This window comes from Rhizobium sp. BK619, from assembly GCF_014195245.1.
GTDB classification, from domain to species: Bacteria; Pseudomonadota; Alphaproteobacteria; order Rhizobiales; family Rhizobiaceae; genus Rhizobium; species Rhizobium acidisoli.
Map to the genome: position 1 here is coordinate 73,856 of NZ_JACIBH010000011.1, position 23,490 is coordinate 97,345.

Annotated in this window: 24 protein-coding genes; 13 read left to right on the plus strand and 11 right to left on the minus strand. The window is 60.7% G+C overall.

The features are described 5' to 3' along the window. Window positions 1-88: 88 nt before the first annotated feature. Window positions 89-997, minus strand: coding sequence for an RNA polymerase sigma factor RpoH (gene rpoH, locus FHX14_RS21160; protein WP_003566040.1), 909 nt, complete (start codon window positions 995-997; stop codon window positions 89-91). A gap of 181 nt (window positions 998-1,178) precedes the next feature. Beyond that, on the minus strand, window positions 1,179-2,204 hold the full coding sequence (locus FHX14_RS21165; RefSeq protein ID WP_184378541.1) for an RluA family pseudouridine synthase: 1,026 nt from the start codon (window positions 2,202-2,204) through the stop codon (window positions 1,179-1,181). A 43-nt stretch (window positions 2,205-2,247) separates the two neighbouring features. Between FHX14_RS21165 and FHX14_RS21170 the strand changes: the two genes are divergently transcribed. Together FHX14_RS21170 and FHX14_RS21175 are read left to right on the plus strand one after the other, a co-directional pair. Next, the gene (locus tag FHX14_RS21170) at window positions 2,248-2,634 is read left to right on the plus strand and encodes a hypothetical protein (RefSeq protein WP_054182916.1); all 387 of its coding nucleotides are present in this window, start codon (window positions 2,248-2,250) and stop codon (window positions 2,632-2,634) included. 7 nt (window positions 2,635-2,641) lie between these two features. Next, entirely contained in the window at window positions 2,642-3,466 is an 825-nt protein-coding gene (locus FHX14_RS21175; protein WP_184378543.1) for an RNA methyltransferase, read from the plus strand. Window positions 3,467-3,533: 67 nt separating this feature from the next. Here the strand turns inward: FHX14_RS21175 and FHX14_RS21180 are convergent, their stop codons facing one another. Together FHX14_RS21180 and FHX14_RS21185 are read right to left on the minus strand one after the other, a co-directional pair. Next, entirely contained in the window at window positions 3,534-4,694 is a 1,161-nt protein-coding gene (locus FHX14_RS21180; protein WP_184378545.1) for a hypothetical protein, read from the minus strand. 117 nt (window positions 4,695-4,811) lie between these two features. Continuing rightward, the gene (locus FHX14_RS21185; protein WP_003590525.1) at window positions 4,812-5,399 is read right to left on the minus strand and encodes an EipA family protein; all 588 of its coding nucleotides are present in this window, start codon (window positions 5,397-5,399) and stop codon (window positions 4,812-4,814) included. Between the two features lie 194 nt (window positions 5,400-5,593). On the opposite strand from FHX14_RS21185, the gene FHX14_RS21190 reads away from it, so the two are divergent. Both FHX14_RS21190 and FHX14_RS21195 read left to right on the plus strand, forming a co-directional pair. Then, window positions 5,594-6,244: a histidine phosphotransferase family protein gene (locus FHX14_RS21190; protein WP_003590527.1), complete on the plus strand. Its 651-nt coding sequence runs from the start codon at window positions 5,594-5,596 to the stop codon at window positions 6,242-6,244. Between the two features lie 120 nt (window positions 6,245-6,364). Next, window positions 6,365-6,727: a response regulator gene (locus tag FHX14_RS21195; protein WP_003566026.1), complete on the plus strand. Its 363-nt coding sequence runs from the start codon at window positions 6,365-6,367 to the stop codon at window positions 6,725-6,727. A 207-nt stretch (window positions 6,728-6,934) separates the two neighbouring features. On the opposite strand, the gene ctrA is transcribed toward FHX14_RS21195, so the two are convergent. Beyond that, window positions 6,935-7,636, minus strand: coding sequence for a cell cycle two-component system response regulator CtrA (gene ctrA / locus FHX14_RS21200; RefSeq protein WP_003542362.1), 702 nt, complete (start codon window positions 7,634-7,636; stop codon window positions 6,935-6,937). 435 nt (window positions 7,637-8,071) lie between these two features. On the opposite strand from ctrA, the gene FHX14_RS21205 reads away from it, so the two are divergent. After that, window positions 8,072-8,422 (plus strand): hypothetical protein, encoded by a 351-nt coding sequence (locus FHX14_RS21205; RefSeq protein ID WP_003566024.1) that lies wholly within the window; start codon window positions 8,072-8,074, stop codon window positions 8,420-8,422. A 150-nt stretch (window positions 8,423-8,572) separates the two neighbouring features. Here FHX14_RS21205 and FHX14_RS21210 read toward each other — a convergent pair whose 3' ends face one another. Beyond that, on the minus strand, window positions 8,573-8,851 hold the full coding sequence (locus FHX14_RS21210; RefSeq protein WP_184378547.1) for a GNAT family N-acetyltransferase: 279 nt from the start codon (window positions 8,849-8,851) through the stop codon (window positions 8,573-8,575). Window positions 8,852-8,913: 62 nt separating this feature from the next. On the opposite strand from FHX14_RS21210, the gene FHX14_RS21215 reads away from it, so the two are divergent. Then, complete coding sequence (locus FHX14_RS21215) at window positions 8,914-9,459, plus strand: paraquat-inducible protein A (protein ID WP_184378548.1); 546 nt, start codon at window positions 8,914-8,916, stop codon at window positions 9,457-9,459. Between the two features lie 20 nt (window positions 9,460-9,479). Here the strand turns inward: FHX14_RS21215 and FHX14_RS21220 are convergent, their stop codons facing one another. Then, entirely contained in the window at window positions 9,480-9,755 is a 276-nt protein-coding gene (locus FHX14_RS21220) for a DUF1153 domain-containing protein (RefSeq protein WP_007533628.1), read from the minus strand. A 403-nt stretch (window positions 9,756-10,158) separates the two neighbouring features. Here FHX14_RS21220 and FHX14_RS33095 point away from each other — a divergent pair, with 403 nt between their 5' ends. Then, on the plus strand, window positions 10,159-10,548 hold the full coding sequence (locus FHX14_RS33095) for a hypothetical protein (RefSeq protein WP_052636269.1): 390 nt from the start codon (window positions 10,159-10,161) through the stop codon (window positions 10,546-10,548). A 256-nt stretch (window positions 10,549-10,804) separates the two neighbouring features. Here FHX14_RS33095 and FHX14_RS21230 read toward each other — a convergent pair whose 3' ends face one another. Together FHX14_RS21230 and cysQ are read right to left on the minus strand one after the other, a co-directional pair. Beyond that, window positions 10,805-11,530 carry a sugar transferase gene (locus tag FHX14_RS21230; RefSeq protein ID WP_003590533.1) on the minus strand — a complete coding sequence of 242 codons (726 nt, stop codon included), beginning with the start codon at window positions 11,528-11,530 and terminating at the stop codon, window positions 10,805-10,807. Window positions 11,531-12,060: 530 nt separating this feature from the next. After that, the gene (gene cysQ, locus FHX14_RS21235; RefSeq protein ID WP_037073475.1) at window positions 12,061-12,858 is read right to left on the minus strand and encodes a 3'(2'),5'-bisphosphate nucleotidase CysQ; all 798 of its coding nucleotides are present in this window, start codon (window positions 12,856-12,858) and stop codon (window positions 12,061-12,063) included. Window positions 12,859-13,395: 537 nt separating this feature from the next. Here cysQ and FHX14_RS21240 point away from each other — a divergent pair. The 6 genes from FHX14_RS21240 to FHX14_RS21265 all read left to right on the plus strand — a co-directional run bounded on the left by FHX14_RS21240 (window position 13,396) and on the right by FHX14_RS21265 (window position 18,930). Further along, window positions 13,396-14,298: a branched-chain amino acid ABC transporter permease gene (locus tag FHX14_RS21240; protein WP_003590537.1), complete on the plus strand. Its 903-nt coding sequence runs from the start codon at window positions 13,396-13,398 to the stop codon at window positions 14,296-14,298. Between the two features lie 4 nt (window positions 14,299-14,302). After that, complete coding sequence (gene livM / locus FHX14_RS21245; protein WP_003590540.1) at window positions 14,303-15,694, plus strand: high-affinity branched-chain amino acid ABC transporter permease LivM; 1,392 nt, start codon at window positions 14,303-14,305, stop codon at window positions 15,692-15,694. Further along, a complete protein-coding gene (locus FHX14_RS21250; RefSeq protein WP_003590543.1) occupies window positions 15,694-16,569 on the plus strand; it encodes an ABC transporter ATP-binding protein in 876 nt (291 codons plus the stop codon). Before livM ends, FHX14_RS21250 begins: the two co-directional genes overlap by 1 nt. After that, window positions 16,569-17,312 (plus strand): ABC transporter ATP-binding protein, encoded by a 744-nt coding sequence (locus tag FHX14_RS21255; RefSeq protein ID WP_003590544.1) that lies wholly within the window; start codon window positions 16,569-16,571, stop codon window positions 17,310-17,312. The genes FHX14_RS21250 and FHX14_RS21255 overlap by 1 nt, the downstream gene beginning before the upstream one ends. Before the next feature lie 19 nt (window positions 17,313-17,331). Continuing rightward, window positions 17,332-17,685, plus strand: coding sequence for a DUF6867 family protein (locus FHX14_RS21260; RefSeq protein ID WP_003590546.1), 354 nt, complete (start codon window positions 17,332-17,334; stop codon window positions 17,683-17,685). A 120-nt stretch (window positions 17,686-17,805) separates the two neighbouring features. Then, window positions 17,806-18,930: a branched-chain amino acid ABC transporter substrate-binding protein gene (locus FHX14_RS21265; RefSeq protein ID WP_003590548.1), complete on the plus strand. Its 1,125-nt coding sequence runs from the start codon at window positions 17,806-17,808 to the stop codon at window positions 18,928-18,930. A gap of 185 nt (window positions 18,931-19,115) precedes the next feature. Here FHX14_RS21265 and FHX14_RS21270 read toward each other — a convergent pair whose 3' ends face one another. Further along, window positions 19,116-20,033, minus strand: a complete 918-nt coding sequence (locus tag FHX14_RS21270; RefSeq protein ID WP_003590550.1) for a DNA-binding response regulator — start codon at window positions 20,031-20,033, stop codon at window positions 19,116-19,118. Next, the gene (locus tag FHX14_RS21275) at window positions 20,026-23,412 is read right to left on the minus strand and encodes an ATP-binding protein (RefSeq protein WP_003590552.1); all 3,387 of its coding nucleotides are present in this window, start codon (window positions 23,410-23,412) and stop codon (window positions 20,026-20,028) included. Before FHX14_RS21275 ends, FHX14_RS21270 begins: the two co-directional genes overlap by 8 nt. Between the last annotated feature and the right edge of the window lie 78 nt (window positions 23,413-23,490).

Here is a 23,490-nt window from a genome sequence, read left to right on the forward strand (position 1 = left end):
TTTGACGGGGTGCCGAGGTTGCGAAACGCAAAGAATCAGAAAGGCGGGCCGCAAGGACCCGCCTTTTCAATTTTCCGACGAGGCAGGTTTATGCTGTTGCTTCGACGACCCGGACGGCCTTGGCGCGTTCCTGGGCTTCCTTGCGGACAGCGTCCTGCACCTTTTCGAAAGCGCGGACCTCGATCTGGCGGACGCGTTCGCGGCTGATGTCGAATTCTGTCGACAGGTCTTCCAGCGTCACCGGATCCTCGGCGAGGCGGCGAGCCTCGAAGATACGGCGTTCGCGCTCGTTCAGCACGCTCATCGCTTTCGCCAGCATGCGCCGGCGGGTGTCGAGCTCGTCCTGTTCGATCAGCACGTCTTCCTGGCTGTCATGGTCGTCCACCAGCCAATCCTGCCATTGACCGCTGTCGCCTTCGGCCGCCTTGATCGGCGCGTTCAGCGAGGCGTCGCCGGACAGGCGGCGGTTCATCGAAATGACCTCCTCCTCCGAGACTTTCAGCTTGGTGGCGATTTCGGAGACGTGCTCCGGCTTCAGGTCGCCGTCATCGATCGCCTGGATGCGGCCTTTCAGCCGGCGCAGGTTGAAGAACAGGCGCTTCTGGTTGGCGGTCGTGCCCATCTTCACCAGCGACCACGAACGCAGAATATATTCCTGGATCGAGGCCTTGATCCACCACATGGCGTAGGTGGCAAGGCGGAAGCCGCGCTCGGCATCGAACTTCTTAACGGCCTGCATCAGGCCGACATTGCCCTCGGAAACGACTTCGCCGATCGGCAGGCCATAGCCGCGATAACCCATCGCGATCTTTGCGACGAGGCGAAGATGGCTGGTGACGAGCTTGTGGGCGGCGTCGCGATCGCCATGCTCGGCATAACGCTTGGCGAGCATGTATTCCTGCTGCGGCTCGAGCATCGGAAATTTGCGGATTTCGTCGAGGTAACGATTGAGACCGGCTTCGCCGGCGGTAATGGACGGCAAGGTATTTCGGGCCATAGTGCACCCTCCTAAAGTGAATTCCGGTTCCCGTTGGAAACGCGTCCTCGCGTTAAAAATGGCGAACCGGGACGTGCGGCTCTGCTGCGAGCCCGCACTAAGTCAATATACAGATAAGTGTGGCGAAACAGCGGTTCAAGGTGCCGCTCACGCAGCTGTGAGAGGGCCGGAGACGACGCCTCTATCCCCGCAACGCCTCGACCAGCTCCACCATATCATCCGGCAACGGCACTTCGAAATGCATGATTTCGCCGGTGCGGGGATGCTCGAATTGCAGCATGAAAGCATGCAGCGCCTGGCGGTTGAAACCGTTGACGACCTTGCGGACTTCCTCGGGCAGGCGGTTGGCCTTGGTCTTGAAGCCGGCGCCGTAAACCGTGTCGCCGAGCAGCGGATGGCCGATATGGGCCATATGCACACGGATCTGGTGGGTACGACCGGTTTCGAGGTGGCACTCGACCAGTGAAGCAAGTGCGGTCGCGTCCGGGTTCTCCTGGAAGCGCTCGATCACCTCGTAATGCGTGATCGCCTCGTCGGCGTCATGACTGTCGGGCCGCTTGACGGCGCGGCGCGTGCGATCGCCGGTGGCGCGGCCGAGCGGCGCGTCGACCGTGCCTGTCAGCGAGCGGGGGCGGCCCCAGACGACTGCCTGGTAGGCCCGCTCCAGCGGCATGGTGCGGCCATGATCGGCAAACTGGAGCGAGAGGTGGCGATGGGCAATGTCGTTCTTGGCGACGACCATGACCCCTGTCGTGTCCTTGTCGAGCCGGTGGACGATGCCCGGACGACGCACGCCCCCGATGCCGGAGAGCGTATCGCCGCAGTGATGGATCAGCGCGTTGACCAGCGTCCCCGTCCAGTTGCCGGAGCCGGGATGGACGACGAGACCGGAAGGCTTGGAGATGACGATGAGGTCTTCATCCTCATGGAGAATATCGAGCGGGATATCCTCGCCCTGCGGCGTCGGGTCTTCCGGCTCGGGCAGGGTGATCTCGAAACTATCGCCGTTGCGCACCTTGCGCTGCGGATCGGTGACGGGTTCGCCGCGCAGAGAAACCTGGCCGTCCTTGATCAGCGCCTTGATGCGGCTGCGCGAAAATTCCTCCCCGACCTGTGCCGTCAGCCAGGCGTCGAGCCGGCCTTCGGCAGTTTCATCGGCGGTCAGGACTTTTCTATTGCCGGCTGCTTGTTTAAAGGGGTCGCTCAAGACGCTTCTTCTCCGACGTATTTTTTTAGAACGGGACGCACAGATGACAGCAATCGAGCCAGACGACCAGGAAGAGAAGCCCCTTGATCCGGCGATGGAAAGTGTCCGGCGCAAGATGGTCCGCCTGCAGATCGTTTCCGGCGCCATCATGTTCGTGAGCCTTATGGCGGTCTTCGGCGCGGTTGTCTATAAGACGATGCACAGCGAAGCCAAGGAGACGGCGGCGACCGTTTCCGCCGCCGGCGTGCCCTCGGATGCGCCGCTTGCGGCGACGGTTTCCCTGCCGCTCGGCTTCAAGGTGCAGTCCACTTCGTTTTCGGCGGGGCAGATCCTGTTTTACGGCGAAACGGCTGAAGGCAAGAGCAAGGCGCTGGTCTTCGACCTCAGGACCGGCCGCACCGTCGCCGACGTCAGCGTCGCGGGCAATTGAGGCCGGCATGGCCGCCGTCCCGATCGCCATCGACAGTGCCGACGATCCGCGTATCGCCGAGTTCCGCAATATCCGCGAGCGCGATCTGACGGGCCGGGAAAACCGTTTCATCGCCGAAGGCACCGTCGTGCTGCGCATGCTCGCCGAGGCGCATGCGCAAGACCGCGGCTTTTTCGCCGAGAAGATCCTGCTGCTGCGCAATCGCGTCGACGGCGTTATGCCGATCCTTGAGCGGCTGCCGGCCGATGTGCCGGTCTATGTCGCCGAGGCCGACGTGCTTGACGGCGTCGTCGGGTTCCATCTGCATCGCGGCGTTCTGGCGCTCGGCCGGCGGGAGGATCGCGGAGAGGCGGCTCTTCTCGAGGCGCTACCGGAACGGGCGCTGGTGCTCGTCGGTTGCGGCATTTCCAATCATGACAATGCCGGTTCGATGTTCCGCAATGCGGCCGCCTTCCGGGCGGACGCTTTGCTGCTCGACGAAACCTGCTGTGATCCGCTCTACCGCAAGGCGCTGCGTGTCTCGGTCGGTTCGGTGCTGAGCGTTCCGCACCGGCGCGGCGGCAAGGCGATGGATGTGCTGCTTTCGCTTGCCGAACGCGGCTTTGCCATCTGGACGCTTTCGCCGCACGGCAAGACCGATATCCGCGCCATTCCCGCCTCGGCACGCATGGCGCTCGTCATCGGCACCGAGGGGGAGGGGTTGCCGGAGGCGCTGCTGGCACGCTTCCACAGCGCCCGCATCCCGCAGTCGGAGGATCTCGACAGCCTCAACGCCGCAACGGCAACGGGCATCGCGCTGTTTTCGATGGCGTCGGCGATGGGCCGGATCTGAATTACGATTTTAAAGCGCGTCGCATCGAACTTGATTGGAACCGCGGCGCACTTCCTAGCGGCATTTATTAGCGCTGGGGATCGGCGATGATGGCGGCCGCCCGGTCGGCAAGACTGACGCGATCACTCGGGGTCTTTTCTGTCGCATTCGGCAAAAGAGTGCGGATTGGCGAGGAGGGCCCCTCGTTGAGTGCGGTCAGCGCCACCATGTTGGCGGCGATCGAGGCGATCTCCTCACGGATCTCCCCATCGCGTCCGGTCACAGTCTTTGCCTTCTGCAGGCGCTCAGCAAGGGCGGCGCTGCGCTTGCGGACATCCTCGCCCATCTCAGCCGTGACGACGGCGGTGTCGGGCGTGGATGTTGTCGGGTCTTCGGCCGTCAATTCCGCCGGCAGTTCCGCGGCCATCCCGGCAAGGCCGGCCTCGCGCAGCACGCGGTTGACCTTGCGGATCTCGGCATTGGCGGCCTTCAACTGCTCCTTCACCTTGGCGACCTCCTGCTGGCGGCGAGCGACCAGGGCTTCCTTTTCGGTGGCGGAAGCGCTGTCGCGCGCGGCCTTGTCCTCCAGGCGGATCACCATGTGCTGCTGCTGCGTCAGTTTCTGTTCGGCATCCTTGGCGCGCTTCTGCAGCAGGTTGACGTCCTGGCGCAACGTGTCTCGTTCGTCGCGCAGCGCGTTGGCGCGGAATTTCAGGCTCTCCGCCTCGGTTTCGCGTGCGGCCAGATCGATCCTCAGCCCATCGGTCTGTTCACCGAGCTTGCTCAGCCGCGTCCGCATCGTCGCCAGTTCGCTCTCCTTGTTGGCCGCGGACTGTTCGGCAATATGCAGATTGGTCTTCAGCTGGCTGATATAATTCTCATCCTTGCGCAGACGCGAGCGCTGCTCCGCGGCCTCGACATGCATCTCGCCGATCTGGGCCTGCAATTCGCCGATCTCGGCGGCAAGCCTGCCGGCATCGACGGCGAGCGCGTCGTGGCGAAGCTGGAGCGACAGGGATTTCTCGCGCTCACGCAGCAGGTCCTGGGTGGTCCGGGCGTTTTCGGCGGCATAGAGCGCGCGCACCATATCCTTCTGGGCGCGAACCTCCTGCGGGCTGAGCGGCATGGTCGCCTTCAGGCGGTTCTCGGTATACCAGACGATACGGCGGTGAACGGCGGGCGAGACCAGAAAGACGAGGAAGGCCGCGGTCAGGAAGCCCAATCCGAACAAGAGAGCGTATTCGATCACGGCGCGGCCATCGATTCGAAGGTTGATAAGAGGTCAGCCGCGATGATTAAGCACGCATGACGCATATGGGCAAGGCCGCCGATGCGGACGGCGGCGCTTTCCGGCGGCTTTGCGGCCTCAGAAGGGGTTCCAGGTCGGCGCCTGGGTGATCTTGAGATAGCCGACATTGACACCAAGGCGGGCGCCGACGCCGGTGCGGATCGGCACGACCAGCACGTCGTTGTTCTTGAGCAGGGTCATGCCGAAGCCGGCGATCACATAGGCCGAGCCGCTGACGCCGCCGAAGCGGGCATAGATGCCGTTGACCGAGGGCAGGTCGTAGACCAGCATCATCACGCGTGAGCCTTGGCCACCGTAATCGAGGCCGAGCGAGGGACCCTGCCAGTAGAGATTATGTTCGCCGGCGTTCTTGGTGTTCAGCTGGCCTTCGCCGTAGGTAAGGCCGGCGATGAAGGCGCCGCCGCCTTCCTGTCCGAGAATGTAGCCATTCGGCAGGCCGTATTTCTGGAAGGCACTCTCGACGACTTTGGCAAGCCCGCCGCTGGCGGAGCCGAAGAAGGAGTGGCCGGCATCGACGATTTCCTGCATCGTGTACTGGCCGTTATCCTGGGCGGAGGCAGGTGCGGCGACCATCAGCGAGGAAAAGACGAGGGCCGAAAGCAACCTGCAGAAGCCGATCAATCGGTGCGGAAATCGAGGGCGCATGGTGTCATCCGTTCGTCGTTTGGCTGGAGCGGGCAACCGCTCGCGGCGATTGGTGCATTTTGCGCCGATGATCTTAACAATCGGTTTACCAAATATGGTGTCATTATGGCACCGAATACGATCGCAAACTTCGCGCAATTTTGATGAAGCATATTCGCGGGCGCGATAAAATTGCCGCCCCTCAGGAGACGATGATGTCCAAGAACCTTAATCTCACCTTGGCCGGCCCGGATCTGGCCGCGCTTCTTTGCAGCCGCGTTTGCCACGATGTCATCTCACCGGTGGGTGCGATCAATAATGGGCTGGAACTCCTGGATGAGGGTGGTGCCGACGCCGATGCGATGGACCTGATCCGCACCAGCGCGCTCAACGCTTCGGTCCGCCTGAAATTCGCACGCCTCGCCTTCGGGGCATCGGGGTCTGTCGGTGCTTCGATCGATACCGGCGAGGCCGAGCGTGCAGCCAAGGATTTCGCCGTCGCCGAGAAAAAGACCGAGGTGATCTGGAACGGGCCGCGCGCTATCGTCGCCAAGAATCGCGTCAAGCTGCTGCTCAACCTGTTTCTCGTTGCCTATTCGGCAATTCCGCGCGGCGGCGTGCTCGAGGTAACGCTTGAGAATCCCGAGTTCGATGCCAGGTTCAAGCTCACGGCCAAAGGCAAGCTGATGCGCCTGCCGCCGAAATTCGTCGAGATCTCGACCGGCACGATCGAGGAAGCGATCGACGCGCATTCGATCCAGCCCTATTACACTGTGCTTCTGGCGCAGGAGTGCGGAATGACGCTTGATCACAGCGCTAGCGCCGAAGAACTGGTGTTCACGGCAGTGGCCGCGGCGGCGGCCTGATTTCGAGATTGGACGGGTGTCTTAGCCCGTCCGGTAACGATTCGTTAGCCTGATGGACCTATCCTCCAGGGTTGTAAGAGGCCTCTTGCTGCGACGAATGCGAGGGGCAAAGGAGCGCCCATGCAAAGGTTCATGATCACCGATAATTCGGATATCGTCCGCAAGGTCGGCAAGCGCATTCTCTCCGAACTCGATTTTCTCGTCAGCGAGGCCTCCAACGCCGGCGAGGCGCTGCAGCGCTGCCAGACGGAGCTGCCGGAATATCTGATCGTCGATTCCGGCATGGAAGGGGCCCTCGATCTCATCGCCGCTATCCGCGCCATGGATGGTGGCAAAGAGGTCAAGATCTATTACTGCGTCGTCGAGGCGGATCTGAAGAAGCTGATGGCGGGCAAACGGGCCGGCGCCACCGACTTCCTGCTGAAGCCGTTCGACCGCAAGATCCTGACCGCCGTCTTCGGAAACCGCGCGATCGCTGCCTGACAGCAGGCCTCCCTCCCATGCAGCCTCGCCGAACGCGCAAGCACGTTCGGCCGCCGGGTACTCCGTTTTCTTGATTGAAACGGAGAAGGTTCGACCGCTTGTCCAACCAGATCCTTTTATTAACGCGTCTTCTCACTGCCAGGCAGAAACGAAAAATCCCGCCGGAAGGGCGGGATCTTCGTTATCCGACAAGGGGAATCGGAAATATCAGGCGGTTTCGGCGTATTCGGCGCCATCCGGCTCGCGCAGAACGTAGCCGCGGCCCCAGACGGTCTCGATGTAGTTGGCGCCGCCGGCAGCGTTGGCGAGCTTCTTGCGGAGCTTGCAGATGAAGACGTCGATGATCTTCAGTTCCGGCTCGTCCATGCCGCCGTAAAGGTGGTTCAGGAACATTTCCTTGGTGAGGGTGGTGCCCTTGCGGAGCGAAAGCAGCTCCAGCATCTGGTATTCCTTGCCCGTCAGGTGGACGCGCTGGCCACCGACTTCGACCGTCTTGGCGTCGAGGTTGACGATCAGTTCGCCAGTCATGATGACCGACTGGGCGTGGCCCTTGGAGCGGCGGACGATGGCGTGGATACGGGCGACGAGCTCGTCCTTGTGGAACGGCTTGGTCATGTAGTCGTCGGCGCCGAAGCCGAGGCCGCGAACCTTGTCTTCGATGCCGGCCATGCCCGACAGAATGAGGATCGGTGTCTTGACCTTGGACAGCCGGAGCGTGCGAAGCACTTCATATCCGGACATGTCGGGCAGGTTTAGATCGAGCAGGATGATATCATAATCATACAGCTTGCCCAGATCGACGCCTTCTTCACCGAGATCGGTGGTATAAACATTAAAACTTTCTGATTTCAGCATCAACTCGATGCTCTGCGCCGTCGCGCTATCATCCTCGATGAGTAGTACCCGCATAATTATCCCCTTTACCGCCGCCGAAAGGTGGTCTGGCCCCCTACACGATACCGAACACGCTACGTGATTTGGAAGCTGCCACGAAATGGTTAACAAATTCTAATTCACTCTGGCAAGGAGTATCGAATTTATTAAATATTTTTTCCATTTCTCTGTTTTCCAATAGGAATCTCAAATGGCGCTCTTCATCTTCAACATTAGGAAAATGCGCTAAGTGATTCATCCGACTCGCCAATGAAAAGGTTCGAACTTAATGCCGCGGCATTTACCGACCCTTAAATCATCGGGCCTATCATTAACGATGCCCGTAAACGAAAGGTTACCAGCGGTAGGCATTTGTTAATATCGCAGGAAATTTTTTAGCAAACCGTGTCAAAGCGGCGCGCAGGGCGGTTTCAAGTTGAGCCGGGGTCTCGCATCACGGGAGTAATGCGTATGAAGTCGCGAGAGAGTCTCGTTCGCCTGAAAGAGTTTCAGGTGAACGAAAAACGACGTCAATTGCAGCAGTTGCAGATGATGATGTCCGAATTCGAACGGATGACGAAGGATCTGGAGAGCCAGATCGTCGTCGAGGAAAAGAAGTCCGGAATCTCAGATCCGAATCACTTTGCGTATCCGACCTTCGCCAAGGCCGCGCGTCAGCGGGCCGACAACCTGCAGGTTTCGATCAAGGAACTGAAGATGCAGGAAGAGTCGCTGGAAATGGCGCTCGAGGAGATGCAGGCGGAATATGCAAGGGCGACGGCGCTGGAAGAACGTGACACCAGCGCCCGCGCAAGGGCGTAAAAAACGGCGGGCGCCGGCTTCGGCGCCCTGGGATCGCCACTGAGAAGCCATGTATGACGGGCGCGCTGTCCGTCATACATGGCTTTTGGTGTTTCGCCGTTTTACACTCCATCACCCACTCGGAAATCGCAGCCGTTTGGGCAGCAAAGATCAGTTCACGACATCGTGCCATTCCGGATGGCGTTGCGCCTGTGCCTTGAAGAAGGGGCAGAGCGGGATGATCTTCCAGCCGCCGGTCCGGGCCGCCTCCACTGCGTGCAGCGCCAATGCCTGGCCGACGCCCTTGCCGCGCAGCGCATCGGGAACGGCGGTGTGATCGACGATGACGAGTTTCGCCGATGTGCGCGAATAGGTCATCTCGGCTTCGTGCCCTTCGACCTCGGTCGCATAACGGCCGCCGGAGGCGCATTCCTCGTTTCGAATGTCCATTATCTTTCCTCGCTGAGGGATGGGGATATTGTCGCCGGCGACGGTGACACGGCGACGCGATCATGCCAAGCCGGCAAGGCGATTGCTGGAGGAGACGGAGTGTTCATGAAAAATGTCGGGTCGGCGCGAGGTTCGGGCCTATGAGGGCGCTTTCGATGATCCGCCCCGTCCTGCTCGTCGCCGCGCCATTCCTCCTGGCGCTCGGCCTCATCCTGCCGCTGGTCCGTTTCGAGACGCTGTATTTCTTCGATCGGACCCCGTCGCTCATCGAAATCGTCGTCTCGCTCTGGCAGGGCGGGGATAGGCTGCTGGCGGCGATCGTCGCATTGGTCTCGATCGTGCTTCCGCTTTTGAAGATGATCGGGATCTCCGCGGAAGCGGCAGGTGCCGGCGGCGGGGCCGGCAGCCTGTTTTATCGTCGCGTCGTGCCGCATCTGTCCAAGTGGTCAATGATGGACGTGCTGCTGGTCGCGATCGTCATTGCGGCGGCGAAGACAACGGGGTTGGCCGATGCCTCCACGCAGCCGGGCCTCTGGTGCTACGCGGCCTCGTCAATGATTTCGGGCCTTCTTCATTCCCTGATGGGAGATGCGTCCGGCCCGAAATAAATCTCGATGATGGCGTGCGATCAGTGGCGGTATTGCTGGATGCGCGTGGTGCGCAGGCCGGCGAGACCGTGGCTGTTGATCGACGATTGCCAGGAGAGGAACTCTTCGACGGTGAGCGTATAACGCTCGCAAGCCTCTTCCAAGCTCAACAGGCCACCGCGAACAGCCGCGACAACCTCTGCCTTCCGACGGATCACCCAGCGCCGCGTATTGGGCGGCGGAAGATCCGCGATCGTCAGGGGGCTGCCATCGGGGCCGATGACATATTTTACTCGGGGACGTATCATTTCGGTCATTGGACTCTCTACACAACGCAAGACCACGGACGCCACTCTAGCCTGCCACATTTAAAAATTGCCTAAGCTCATCGTAAGACTTTGATAACAAATTTAGATGCCCCGAGGCCCCTGGCGATATGGGATGGCCATCTGCCGCCCCGTCAACTTGGGGCGGCCTGAATGGAGGCTTGTCGAATAAATATGATTGATTTCCCGCGATAAGTTTTGCCGTACCGGGCATAGGGATGAGCGTGAGACATCGTCCCGCTGGTTCAACCCAGCGCGCGTTTTTGATGCCTGGTGAGCTCGGGATGCGGGGGGCACAAGCCGTGTCTGCCGATGCCCCGGCACAGGGCCTTCTTACTACCGACAACGAGGCCCGACTGAAGCGAGCCCTACGTGGTATGGAGATGAAAAAGAGATGAGCCTGCGCGCGGTGATTGCATTGAGCATGCTCGGTTTTTTGCCTTCGCAGTCAGGTCGCGGTGCGATCTCGCCGAACGGCGGCAAGGAGCGGCTCGGCAAGATCGCGGGGTTTGCGGGCTTCGATTTTATTTGCTCTCAGCTTTCCCAACAGGCTGTCGCATGGCTTTTCACGGAAAACCGGCTGCCTGGCCGGGAAGCCCAATCGGTTTTTTACCGGGCCGGCGATTTTCTTGTCTTGAGTAGATGTGGGCGCAAGAAGGCAGACGATCGAGGCCGATCTTCAGCGAGGCGGGTGGCGGTGCCAAAAAAGCACCTTCAACCCGTTTTTTCAGATGTACGCCCCGAAGAATATCTTCGCCTTCGCGCCCGCACGACGCTGACCTGAAACAATACATCGTCGCTTTCGGACGGATGTTTCACGGGCGCAGGCGATGGTGCGCCTGGCGCGAAATCGGATGCCTGCGCTGGTCGCCGGCAAAGCAGCAACGAGATTGCAATTATTCTCGAATTTTCGTCGCATATGGGGTTGGGTAATTTGAAGTGCGCGATGCGCAAGCTCGATTCGGTCAGCCACCGGAGGCGGTCACCGGAGCGGTCGGGTGCCGGCTGCTCTTAAGCTGCCGGCCCCTTTCTCAAAAAGCTTAGAAGCCTTTTCCGCGGGTCAGCTCGGACACGACGGTGCCGGCAATGATGCGAATATCCATCCCGATCGAAAAATTTCCGACGTAGTAGAGATCGCTCACAATGCGGGCACGTGCCTTGGCCGGACGATCGGTCGGGCCGCGCAGGCCGCGCATCTGGGCAAGGCCCGTCATGCCGGGGCGCATGGCGTGGCGCTGATGGTATTCCGGGACAAGCTCTTCGTACAGCATGCCGCCGGCGCGCATGCCGATCGCATGGCAGCGCGGGCCGACGACGGACATGTGGCCCATCAGCACGTTCAGCAGCTGCGGCAGCTCATCGACATTCGTGCGGCGCAGGATGGCACCGACGCGGGTGATGCGCGGGTCGTTCTTCACCGTCTGGGCAACACCCGAGACATCGCAGAGATCCGTGCGCATCGAGCGGAACTTGTAGACCTTGATGGTCTTGCAGTTCTTGCCCCAGCGGGTCTGCTTGAAGAGCACTGGTCCCGGGCTGTCGAGCTTGATCAGCAATGCAACGAACAGAAGGAAAGGCGCAAGGACGAGGAGGGCGCTCAACGACGAAACGATGTCGAACGCCCGCTTCAGGGCAAGATCCACCCACGACGCCTGGGACGCATCGCTATGGATAACGGGGGTCTGGATCTTCAGGCTCGGCTGCTGGCGGCGGCTCGGCCTAAAGGACTCAGTCGAAATGCTGTTGTTTAGTTCCGTGATGCTCAAGGATCGTACTCTGTTGTCTTCGAGGGGTGCGGCGGCAATAGGCGATCAATGGTTTACCCTGTCACCAGGGCTGCACTCAGGTCTTGGTAACCCTACTAAAACGGAAAAATGCGACAATTGTGTAATGGTGTCCAGAGAAATATCGCATCGCAATAAATCTTTCGCATCTGCGTTAAGTTGAGGCAACCTCATGATATTTCGTTAATAATTGGAATTTCGTCAAGGTTTTTAGGCCTTTGGCGAGGGCTTCCGGGGGTGGTCGGACGTGTTGTTTCGGCACGCGACCGACCATCGTCCGGCGGTATTGTTAACGAGTTCCGGCACGAAATTTTTCTGGCCGGGATGCTCGATCGTTCCCAAACTGTGTCACAATATGACAAAATCAAGGCGATATGGGTAACGATCCGGCGCGGCAAAATGGAAAAACGGGGTTCAAACCAAGAATCACCGGCCGTTTGCGAATCACTCTTAGACCGGCCGCCAAGGCCCGGTCGCGTGGATAGCGGCGAGTTCGGTGAGGCAGCGGATGGCTACGCCGGTTCGAGGGCGCGTTTCGTGCCGCCCCAGGAGATGAAGTTCGGATTGGCGAAGTCGAAATCGGCAGCGGCGCCCGTCTTGCCGTAGGTCAGCGGCGCTCCGTCGAGCGTCACCGTCGAACCGCCGGCGGCGCGCAGCACCGCATCACCGGCCGCCGTGTCCCATTCCATCGTGCGGGTGAAGCGTGGATAGACGTCGGCCTTGCCTTCGGCCAATAGGCAGAATTTCAGCGAGGAGCCGATATTGGTGCATTTGGAGATAGCGTGGTGAGCGAGGAAGCTTCCGGTCTCGGGACTGTTGTGACGGAGGCTGGCAAGCGCCAGCCTGTCGTCCGGCTGTTCGCGCACGGTAATTGCGCTGCGTGCGCCGACGGTGAAATCGTCGGTGACCACGAGCCTTTCGGCGTGGCCGCGTTCGCCCAAGAAGGCAAGTCCGAGTGCCGGGGCGTAGACGATGCCGGCCAGCGGGGCGCCGTTCTCTATATAAGCGATGTTGACGGTGAATTCCTGTCGTCCGTCGACGAATTCGCGTGTGCCGTCGAGAGGATCGACCAGAAAGAAGCCGCGGCCGGCGATGTCGGGCACTTTTCCGGCGGCAACCGATTCTTCCGCCACGACCGGTATTTCGGGATAATCTCTGGCGAGATGCGCGAGGATGATGCGTTCGGCCTCCTCGTCGGCGACCGTGACGGGACTTGCATCCGCTTTCATGGCGACGGGGAAGCCTTCGCGCAGGACCGTGATAATGGCCTTGCCGGCTTCGAGCGCCGCCCTTTCAAATGTCCTCAGCATTGTCCTTTTGCCGTTCGCCACGCGGGCCGAGCACCCCACTGTCGCTCGTCCGCAAACCATCCCTGTCACCAGATCCTCGATATGGTGTTTCCCATCGCGCTCTGCATCCCCTATCGCAGTGTCATGAAGCTACCATAAGTTTTTAGCCTTGTCAGACGAAGAAGGGGCATCCTGATCTGAAATGGTATTCGCAAAATTGGTGGGGTTAGGGTGTGAATTTGCGCCATCTTCCAATTCTATGGAATAGCTTACGCGCCAGGCGGGCAAGGGAAATCGCCGACCAAATCTCCGAATCGTTAACTCAGTGGCAGTTTCTGATCAAAAATAGGCCTTTCTTTGCCGATTTTCTGTGGATTTTGGTTCAAAATGCGCCACCTAGGCCTGTTCCGACAAGAATTTGTCGGAGTAAATCCTTTTTGTCTTCACATTTCCACCGAAACCGGTATGCATTCGGCCTATGAGGTTCTCTGAAACGGGGAACCAAAGAACCAAAAAGAGATGCAGCCCGCGCGGTTCGCATCCAGGGGAAAACGACATATGGAGTATTTCGTCCAGCAGCTCTTCAATGGGCTGACGCTCGGATCCATCTATGGCCTTGTGGCTATTGGCTATACGATGGTTTACGGCATTATCGGCATGATCAATTTCGCCCATGGCGATATCTTCATGCTCGGTGGTTTCGCCGCTCTTATCGTCTTTCTTGTCCTCACATCCATCTTCGCAGGTCTCCCCGTGGCAGTTCTGCTGCTGGCGATGCTTGTCGTAGCGATGCTGATGACGAGTCTGTGGAATTGGACGATCGAGCGCATCGCATACCGCCCATTGCGCGGTTCTTTCCGCCTGGCGCCGCTGATCACGGCGATCGGCATGTCGATCGTGCTGTCCAATTTCATCCAAGTGACGCAGGGTCCGCGCAACAAGCCGATCCCGCCGATGATCAGCTCAGTCTATCAGTTCGGCAACATCTCGGTGTCGCTGAAACAGATCGTCATCATCCTGATTACGGTCGTGCTGCTCGCCGTCTTTTGGTATATCGTCAATCGTACAGCACTTGGCCGCGCCCAGCGCGCCACGGAGCAGGACCGCAAGATGGCGGCGCTGCTCGGCGTCAATGTCGACCAGACGATTTCCATCACCTTCGTCATGGGTGCGGCACTGGCTGCCGTCGCCGGCACGATGTATCTGATGTATTATGGCGTCGCTTCGTTCGCCGACGGCTTCACGCCGGGTGTCAAGGCATTTACCGCAGCCGTTCTCGGCGGCATCGGCTCATTGCCGGGCGCCGTTCTTGGTGGATTGATGATCGGTCTGATCGAATCGCTGTGGTCGGCCTATTTCACCATCGCGTACAAGGATGTCGCGACCTTCGCCATCCTCGCTTTCGTGCTGATCTTCAAGCCGACGGGTATCCTCGGACGGCCGGAAGTCGAGAAGGTATAACGTCATGGCAAACATTGAAAATTCTGCAGGCAAGCCCGATGCCGGACTTGTCCGCAAAGGCCTTACCGAAGCCCTCTTCGCCGCCATCCTGTCGTTCGGCATGTTCGTTCTCTATGTCGGCCTCAAGACCGACCAGAACATCAACAACGAGCTGATCATCGTTCAGCGCTGGGGGCTGCTTGCGATCTTCGTCGCTGTCGCCGCGCTCGGCCGCTTCGCCACGGTGGTTTTCCTGCGGCCGCATCTCGACAGCCGCAAGCTGGCAAAGGCAAGACAAGGCGAACTCGCCATCTCAACCGAGAAGAGCTTCTTCCACCGGCATTTCCTGAAGATCGCGCTGATCGCACTGCTGCTTTATCCCATGGTGGTGGTGGCGATCAAAGGCCCGCAGGGGTCGCTGACATATGTCGACAATTTCGGCATCCAGATCCTGATCTATGTGATGCTTGCCTGGGGGCTGAACATCGTCGTCGGCCTCGCCGGTCTTCTCGATCTCGGTTATGTCGCCTTCTACGCGGTCGGCGCCTATTCCTACGCGCTGCTTTCGAGCTATTTCGGCCTGTCCTTCTGGGTGCTGCTGCCGCTTTCCGGCATCTTCGCCGCACTCTGGGGCGTCATCCTCGGCTTCCCGGTGCTGCGCCTGCGTGGCGATTACCTCGCCATCGTCACGCTCGCATTCGGCGAAATCATCCGCCTCGTCATCATCAACTGGACGGATGTCACCAAGGGGACTTTCGGTATCTCGAGCATTCCCAAGGTGACGCTGTTCGGCATTCCCTTCGACGCGACGGCCGGTGGCTTCGCCAAGCTCTTTCACCTGTCGATGTCCTCGGCTTACTACAAGATCTTCCTTTTTTACCTCATCCTGGCGCTCTGCATGCTGACCGCCTACGTGACCATCCAGCTGCGCCGCATGCCGATCGGGCGCGCCTGGGAAGCGCTGCGCGAAGACGAGATCGCCTGTCGCTCGCTCGGCATCAATACGGTGACGACCAAGCTCACGGCCTTTGCGACGGGAGCGATGTTTGCCGGTTTCGCCGGCTCCTTTTTTGCTGCCCGTCAGGGTTTCGTTTCGCCGGAATCTTTCGTCTTCTTGGAATCGGCTGTGATCCTCGCCATCGTCGTCCTCGGCGGCATGGGTTCTCTGACCGGGATTGCGATCGCCGCAATCGTCATGGTCGGCGGCACCGAGCTGCTGCGCGAAATGGACTTCCTGAAAGTGATTTTCGGGCCGACTTTTACGCCAGAATTGTACCGCATGCTGATCTTCGGCCTCGCCATGGTCGTGGTCATGCTGTTCAAGCCGCGCGGTTTCGTCGGTTCGCGTGAACCGACCGCCTTCCTCAAGGCGCGCAAGGCAATTTCCGGAAGCTTCATCAAGGAGGGCCATGGTTGATGAGCCCCGTCACCAACACCATGTCGAGCGATACGCTTCTCAAGGTCGAACACCTGTCGATGAAGTTCGGCGGCCTCATGGCCATCAACGACTTCTCCTTCGAAGCCAAGCGCGGCGATATCACCGCGCTGATCGGGCCGAACGGCGCCGGCAAGACCACCGTCTTCAACTGCATCACCGGCTTCTACAAGCCGACGATGGGCATGATCACGCTTAACCAGAAGAGCGGCAAGCAGTACCTGCTTGAGCGTCTGCCGGACTTTCGCATCACCAAAGAAGCCAAGGTGGCGCGCACCTTCCAGAACATCCGGCTGTTCTCCGGCCTGACGGTTCTCGAAAACCTGCTCGTCGCCCAGCACAACAAGCTGATGAAAGCCTCAGGTTATACGATCCTCGGCCTCATCGGCGTCGGTCCCTACAAACGGGAGGCGGCCGCATCGATCGAGCTGGCGCGCCATTGGCTGGAGAAAGCCGATCTGATCGACCGCGCCGACGATCCGGCAGGCGATCTGCCCTACGGCGCCCAGCGGCGTCTCGAGATCGCCCGTGCCATGTGCACCGGCCCCGAGCTGCTTTGCCTGGACGAACCGGCCGCCGGCCTGAACCCGCGGGAATCGGCAACGCTCAATGCGCTGCTGCAGAGCATTCGTGCCGAAACCGGAACATCTATCCTGCTCATCGAGCATGACATGTCGGTGGTCATGGAAATCTCCGACCATGTCGTCGTGCTCGAATACGGCCAGAAGATTTCTGATGGCACGCCGGATCACGTGAAGAACGATCCGAAGGTCATCGCGGCCTATCTCGGTGTCGAAGATGAAGAAGTGGAAGAGGTGATCGCAACCGTCGAGCAGCTCGAAGGAGGCGCAAACTGATGGGCGATGAAGTAATGACGGGTCAAGCGCTCCTTCAGGTGAATGGCGTCGAAACCTATTACGGCAATATTCGTGCGCTGGCCGGCATCGATGTCCACGTCAACAAGGGCGAGATCGTCAGCCTGATCGGCGCCAACGGCGCCGGCAAGTCGACGCTGATGATGACGATCTGCGGCAGCCCGCAGGCCCGGACCGGCTCGGTCGTCTTCGAGGGCCGCGACATCACCCGCATGCCGACCCACGAAATCGCCCGCCTGCGCATAGCGCAGTCGCCTGAGGGACGCCGCATCTTCCCGCGTATGACGGTTCTGGAAAATCTCCAGATGGGTGCCGGCCTCGACAATCTCAGATACTTCGCCGAGGACGTCGAGAAGATCTTCACGCTCTTCCCGCGCCTCAAGGAACGTCACGCCCAGCGCGGCGGCACGCTTTCGGGCGGCGAACAACAGATGCTGTCGATCGGCCGTGCGCTGATGGCGCGGCCGAAGCTATTGTTGCTCGACGAACCCTCGCTCGGCCTTGCGCCCCTGATCGTCAAGGGCATCTTCGAGGCGATCCGCAAGCTCAACGAACAGGAAGGCCTCACCGTTTTCCTCGTCGAGCAGAACGCGTTCGCTGCGCTGAGGCTTTCGCACCGCGCTTACGTGATGGTGAACGGCAAGGTGACGATGAGCGGCTCCGGCAAGGAACTGCTCGCCAATCCTGAGGTCCGCGCCGCCTATCTCGAAGGCGGAAGACACTAGCTCGAAGGGAGAGTTTAACATGCAGGGACTTTTCTTCGAAAGCGATACCGGTGCCCGCTTGATCATCCGGGCGATCGTCGTGCTGATCGGCTTCTGGACGGCCTGGCGCGCCGGCAAGGCGGTTGCCGAAGGCTGGAGCGACTATCCGCTGACAGTTGTCTACACTTTCCTGCTCGCCTGGGCCATGCAGTTCCTGCATCACGCCCTGTTCGATGGGCCGATGCTCAGCGCTCTCTTCTACGGCATCGATTTCGTGACGCTGCTGGTCTTCTCGACCGCCGGCTTCCGCTTTCGCCGCACCAATCAGATGGTCAACAACTATTACTGGCTGTACGAAAAAACTTCCGCGTTTTCGTGGAAGGACAAACATTGACAGTCCGTTGAAACTAGGCATGAATTGCCTTCAGAGTGGAACAGCTTTCCTGGCGCAGTCAATGGTGGGTAGTGCGCTGGGCCTTGGACCGGAACCCGCCCAAAAATTGGGAGTAACAATATGAAGAAGTCTCTTCTGTCGGCAGTGGCTCTGACGGCGATGGTCGCCTTCAGCGGCAACGCATGGGCCGACGTTCTCATCGCTGTCGCTGGTCCGCTGACTGGCCCGAACGCTGCGTTCGGCGCTCAGCTCCAGAAGGGCGCCGAGCAGGCGGCCGCAGACATCAACGCCGCTGGCGGCATCAATGGCGAGCAGATCAAGCTCGAGCTCGGCGACGACGTCTCCGACCCGAAGCAGGGCATTTCGGTCGCCAATAAATTCGTTGCCGACGGCGTCAAGTTCGTCATCGGCCACTTCAACTCGGGCGTTTCGATCCCGGCTTCGGAAGTCTATGCCGAAAACGGCATCCTCGAAATCACCCCGGCCGCTACCAACCCGAAGTTTACGGAACGCGGTCTCTGGAACACCTTCCGTACCTGCGGCCGTGACGACCAGCAGGGCGCCATCGCCGGCAAGTATCTTGCCGATCACTTCAAGGACGCCAAGATCGCGGTCGTTCACGACAAGACACCTTACGGTCAGGGTCTTGCCGACGAAACCAAGAAGGCGATGAATGCTGCCGGCCTGACGGAAGTCATGTACGAAGGCATCAACGTCGGCGACAAGGACTTCTCGGCCCTCATCGCCAAGATGAAGGAAGCCGGCGTCTCGATCATCTATTGGGGCGGTCTGCACACCGAAGCCGGTCTCATCATCCGTCAGGCCGCCGATCAGGGCCTGAAGGCAACGCTGGTTTCGGGCGATGGTATCGTTTCGAACGAACTGGCCTCGATCGCTGGCGACGCCGTCGCCGGAACCCTGAACACCTTCGGTCCTGATCCGACGCTGAACCCGGCCAACAAGGAACTCGTCGAAAAGTTCAAGGCCGCCGGTTTCAACCCGGAAGCCTACACGCTCTATTCCTACGCTGCGATGCAGGCGATCGCCGGTGCCGCCAAGGCTGCCGGTTCGGTCGATCCTGAAGCCGTTGCCACGGCCATGAAGGAAAAGGGTCCGTTCACGACGGTTCTCGGCGACATTTCGTTCGACGAAAAGGGTGACCCGAAGATTCCTGGTTACATCATGTACGAATGGAAGAAGGGCGCAGACGGCAAGTACACCTACGTGCCGCAGGAGACTAAGTAAGCTTAGCTTGCTTATTGGTACCATGATCTGATGGAAGCCCGGTTTTGGCCGGGCTTCTTTCGTTCTGTGGGGAACTGAATTTCCGTCCGTCTCCGTGCCGCTTATCTGGCGCCGACGATTTCCGTCAATTGCCGGCCCTCACGAAGGTCCTCGGCAATCCCGGTGGCGATGCCGCCCAATATCCCTCACATCTCGTGCAGTACATGCGTGGCCTTGACGGCGGCCGATGCCCGGTTCTCGACGCCGAGCTTCACGTAGATCTGTTCGAGGTGCTTGTTCACCGTGCGCGCCGACAGTCCCAATATTTCGCCGATGTCGCGGTTGGCCTTGCCCTTGGCGATCCAGAGCAGCACTTCGGATTCGCGCTGGGTGAGCGAGAAGCGCTGGCGCAGCATCTCGTCGTCGCTGCGCTGATTGGCGGCGGTCAGGCGGAAAAGATATTCGTCCGGGCCAATCGCGCCGAGAAAAGCAAGCTGCAGCGCCGCCTGGCCGGCATGGGCGATCGAGATGATGCCGTCGCGCACAGCGGCTGCGCGGTCGCGCATCCAGGTAGCGATATGGCGGACGACAATTTCCATGCCCTCGTCGCTGCCCATGGCGGCATTGACCAGCCGTGTTGCCTGCGGCGTCGACCAATGGATTGCGCCGTCGCCCTTGACCGCCAGCAGATGGCGGCCGGCGGCGTCGAGCGCGACGCGGGCGCTTTGCGCCGAGCGGGCATTGCGCAGATGGACACGGATGCGGGCGCGCAGCTCGTCGATATTGATCGGCTTGGCGAGATAGTCGACGCCACCGGATTCCAGCGCGTGCACGACATGCTCGGTCTCGGTCAGGCCGGTCATGAAGATGACGGGCACCTGCGCCACCGCCGCATTCGCCTTCAGCCTGCGGCAGGTCTCGAAGCCATCCATGGCGGGCATGACGGCGTCGAGCAGGATGAGATCGGGCGTGATGCGCTCGACGATGCCAAGGGCTGCCGCGCCCGATGTGGCGATCAGCACGGAGAAGCCGGATTGTTCGAGCGCGTCGGTCAGGAAGCCGAGCGCTTCGGGCGAGTCGTCGACGAGCAGAACGATGTCGCGGGGCAGGGCCGGCTCAGCCAATGGATTCCACCTTTTCGTCGAAGTCGTGCAGGAAAGTCATGAAGCCGGCGAGATCGAAGACGGCGACATAGGCGTGGAGTTTCTCGGTGAATGGCTGATTTGCTTCCACCTTGGCAAGGTCCGAAAGCTTGGCCTCGATGCCTCTGATATAGCCGATCTCGCCGAGCCGCAGCAATTCCTGCACATGGGCGGCACCCGGGCTCAGCATCGGCGCTTCGGTCTTCACAGGAACGGCTGCTGCTGCGGCGGCGTAGATCCATTTCAGGCCAAGATGCAAAGCCAGCTTGTCGCGCAGCTGGCGGATGTCGACCGGCTTGCCGATCGCATCATTGTGGCTGTCGTCGCTGTCGCTGAGCACGGCGGCATCGCCGATATTGGCCGAAAGCATCAGCATCGGCGCCGTCTGGCCGGCCTCGCGCAGACGCGAGACGAGCTGCCAGCCGTTCATGCCGGGCATCAGTATATCGACGAGGAAAAGATCAGGCATGATGCCTTCGATCAGCGTCAGGCATTCGGCGCCGCCTGCCGCCGTCAGAACGATGAAATCGAGAGGCGCCAGGATTTCGCGCATCATCTCGCGATGATCCTCGTTATCGTCGACGACAACCACCGTGCGGCGCGGGCCGTCATATCCGGCGATGCGTTTTTCCTGGGGCGCGGCGGCCACGGCGCGCATGACCGCCGACAGCATGAGGCGGACGCGGAACGTCGAACCCTCGTCCTTGACGCTTGAAACCGCAATCTCGCCGCCGAGCGTGTTGGTCAGAAGCCGGGTGATGGTGAGGCCGAGGCCGAGGCCCGGCATCGGCCGCACGCTTTCGGCCTCGCCGCGCTGGAAGGGTTCGTAGATGCGCGTCAGATCCTTTTCAGTGATGCCGCGGCCGGTATCGGTAACGGTGAAGGTCGCAACCTGGCTGCGATAGGCGACATCGAAGGTGACGCTGCCCTCGTCGGTGAATTTGATGGCATTGGAGAGCAGGTTGACGAGGATCTGCCGCAGCCGCTTTTCATCGGTGCGGACAAATTGCGGCAAGGCCGGCGCGCGCTCATGGATGAAGGCAAGCCCTTTTGCCTGTGCCTGCGGGCGGAACATGTCGACGATCTGGTCGAGGAAATCCTGGATGTTGATCTCATTGGAATAGACCTGCAGGCGGCCGGCCTCGATCTTGGAAATATCGAGCAGGCCGTCGATCAAGCCCGAGAGATGCTCGGCACTGCGGCGGATGACCTTGATCGAGGACTGGCGCGGCGCCGGGATGGTTTCGTCGCGTTCGAGGATCTGGGCATAACCGAGCACGGCGTTCAACGGCGTGCGCAGCTCGTGGCTCAAGCCCACGACATAGCGGCTCTTGGCACGGTTGGCAGCCTCGGCCGTTTCCTTGGCATTCTGCAGGGCCGTGTCGGTCTTCTTGTGGGCGGCGATCTCCTTGAGCAGCAGCGTGTTTTGGCGCGACGATTCCTCCTCGGCGACGACGCGGCTGTCATGGGCGAGCACATAGAACCAGCAGACGACGCCTGAAATCACCGAGAAGACGAAGAAGACGATCAGGATGGTGCGGTTGACGACCCCGGCCGTCTCGGGCGAGGCGGCGGCGACCTGATGGGCGATCATCGCCAGGATCGCGCCGATGGCGGTCAAGGCCAGCACGACGGCGATGCCGTAGCGGCCGAGGCGCGTCGTCAGCTTGCCAAGCACGGTTTCCGGCAGCAGCGCCTTGGCGACGGTGCCGACCTGGGCGTTGAGACGAGCGGCCGGCTTGCACATGTCGTGGCAGCGGCTGTCGAGCGAGCAGCAGAGTGAACAGATCGGCGCGGCATAGGCCGGGCACCATGCCATGTCCTCCGGCTCGAAGGGATGCTCGCAGACGGAGCAGGTGATGCTCGTCAGGTTCTTCCAGCTGTGGCGCGGCTTGCGGGCCAGGTAGAACTTGCCTTTCGTCGCCCAGGCGAGCGCGGGCGAGGCGATGAGTGCGATGACGAGGGTGACATAGGGGGCGAGCGAAGCGGCCGTCGCGCCGAAGGCGCCGAAATGGGCAAACAGCGATACCGTCGCCGACAGCGTCATGGCACCGAGCCCGACCGGGTTGATGTCGTAGAGATGGGCGCGTTTGAACTCGATGCCGGGCGGCGCAAGGCCAAGCGGCTTGTTGATGAAAAGATCCGCGGAGATTGTGCAAAGCCAGGCCATGGCAATGATCGAGAAGATGCCGAGCGTCTCCTCCAGCAGTCGGTAGATGCCAAGTTCCATCAGAAGCAGGGCGATGGCGACGTTGAAGACCAGCCAGATGACGCGGCCGGGATGGCTGTGGGTCAGCCGCGAGAAAAAGTTCGACCAGGCGAGTGAGCCGGCATAGGCATTCATCACGTTGATCTTCAGCTGCGAGACGACGACGAAGGCTGCCATCAGCAACAGCGCGGCATTCTGCCAGGGGACCATGTAACCGAAAGCGGTCAGATACATCTGCGCCGGGTCGGCGGCGCGATCGACCGGCACGCCCGAGGCCAGGGTCAACACGACCAGGAACGATCCCGCAAGCAGCTTCGGCGCGCCGATGACGACCCAGCCGGGGCCGGCGAGAAAGACAGCGAGGCGATGGCGCCACTTGCGCCGCGGCTCTGGCGGCAGGAAGCGCAGGAAGTCGGCCTGTTCGCCGATCTGCGACATCAGCGCCAGGATGACGGCGGAGGCGGCGCCGAACTCCACCAGATCGAAATCGGCGACGGTGCCGGGTGGCCCTGAGGCATGATGGATGCCGGCAAAGGCGCGCCAGAGATCGAATTTCTCCCAGTCCATGAAGGCGATGAAGATGAAGGGCAGGATGTTCAGCACGATCCAGAAGGGCTGTGTCATTAGCTGGAACTTGCTGATCAGCCGCACGCCGTGCGTCACCAGCGGGATCACCATGACGGCGCTGAGGATGTAGCCGATCCAGAGCGGGATGCCGAGGGTGAGTTCCAGCGCCCCGGACATGATCGAGGCCTCGATCGCAAACAGCATGAAGGTGAAGCTCGCATAGATCAGCGAGGTGATGGTCGAGCCGATATAGCCGAAGCCGGCGCCGCGGGTCAGAAGATCGATGTCGACGCCGTGGTGGATGGCGTAGCGACTGATCGGCAGGCCGATCGCCAGCATGGCGATCGAAGCGACGATAATGGCATAGAAGGCGTTGGTGGTGCCGTAGGAGAGGGTGATGGCGCCGCCGATCGCTTCCAGCGCCAGGAAGGAGATCGCGCCGATCGCCGTCTGGGCGATGCGCTGGGAAGAGAAATGGCGGGCGCTTTTTGCGGTGAAGCGCAGCGCGTAATCTTCCAGCGTCTGGTTGGCGACCCAGCGATTATATTCGCGTCTTACCGGAATGATGCGTTGGCGCGCTGCCATGTCTTCCTTCCGGCATTCCGGTTGGCCTATCGTCTCGAAACAGTTTTGGCGGGATGGGTGAGAAAGGCAAGGGCGGAG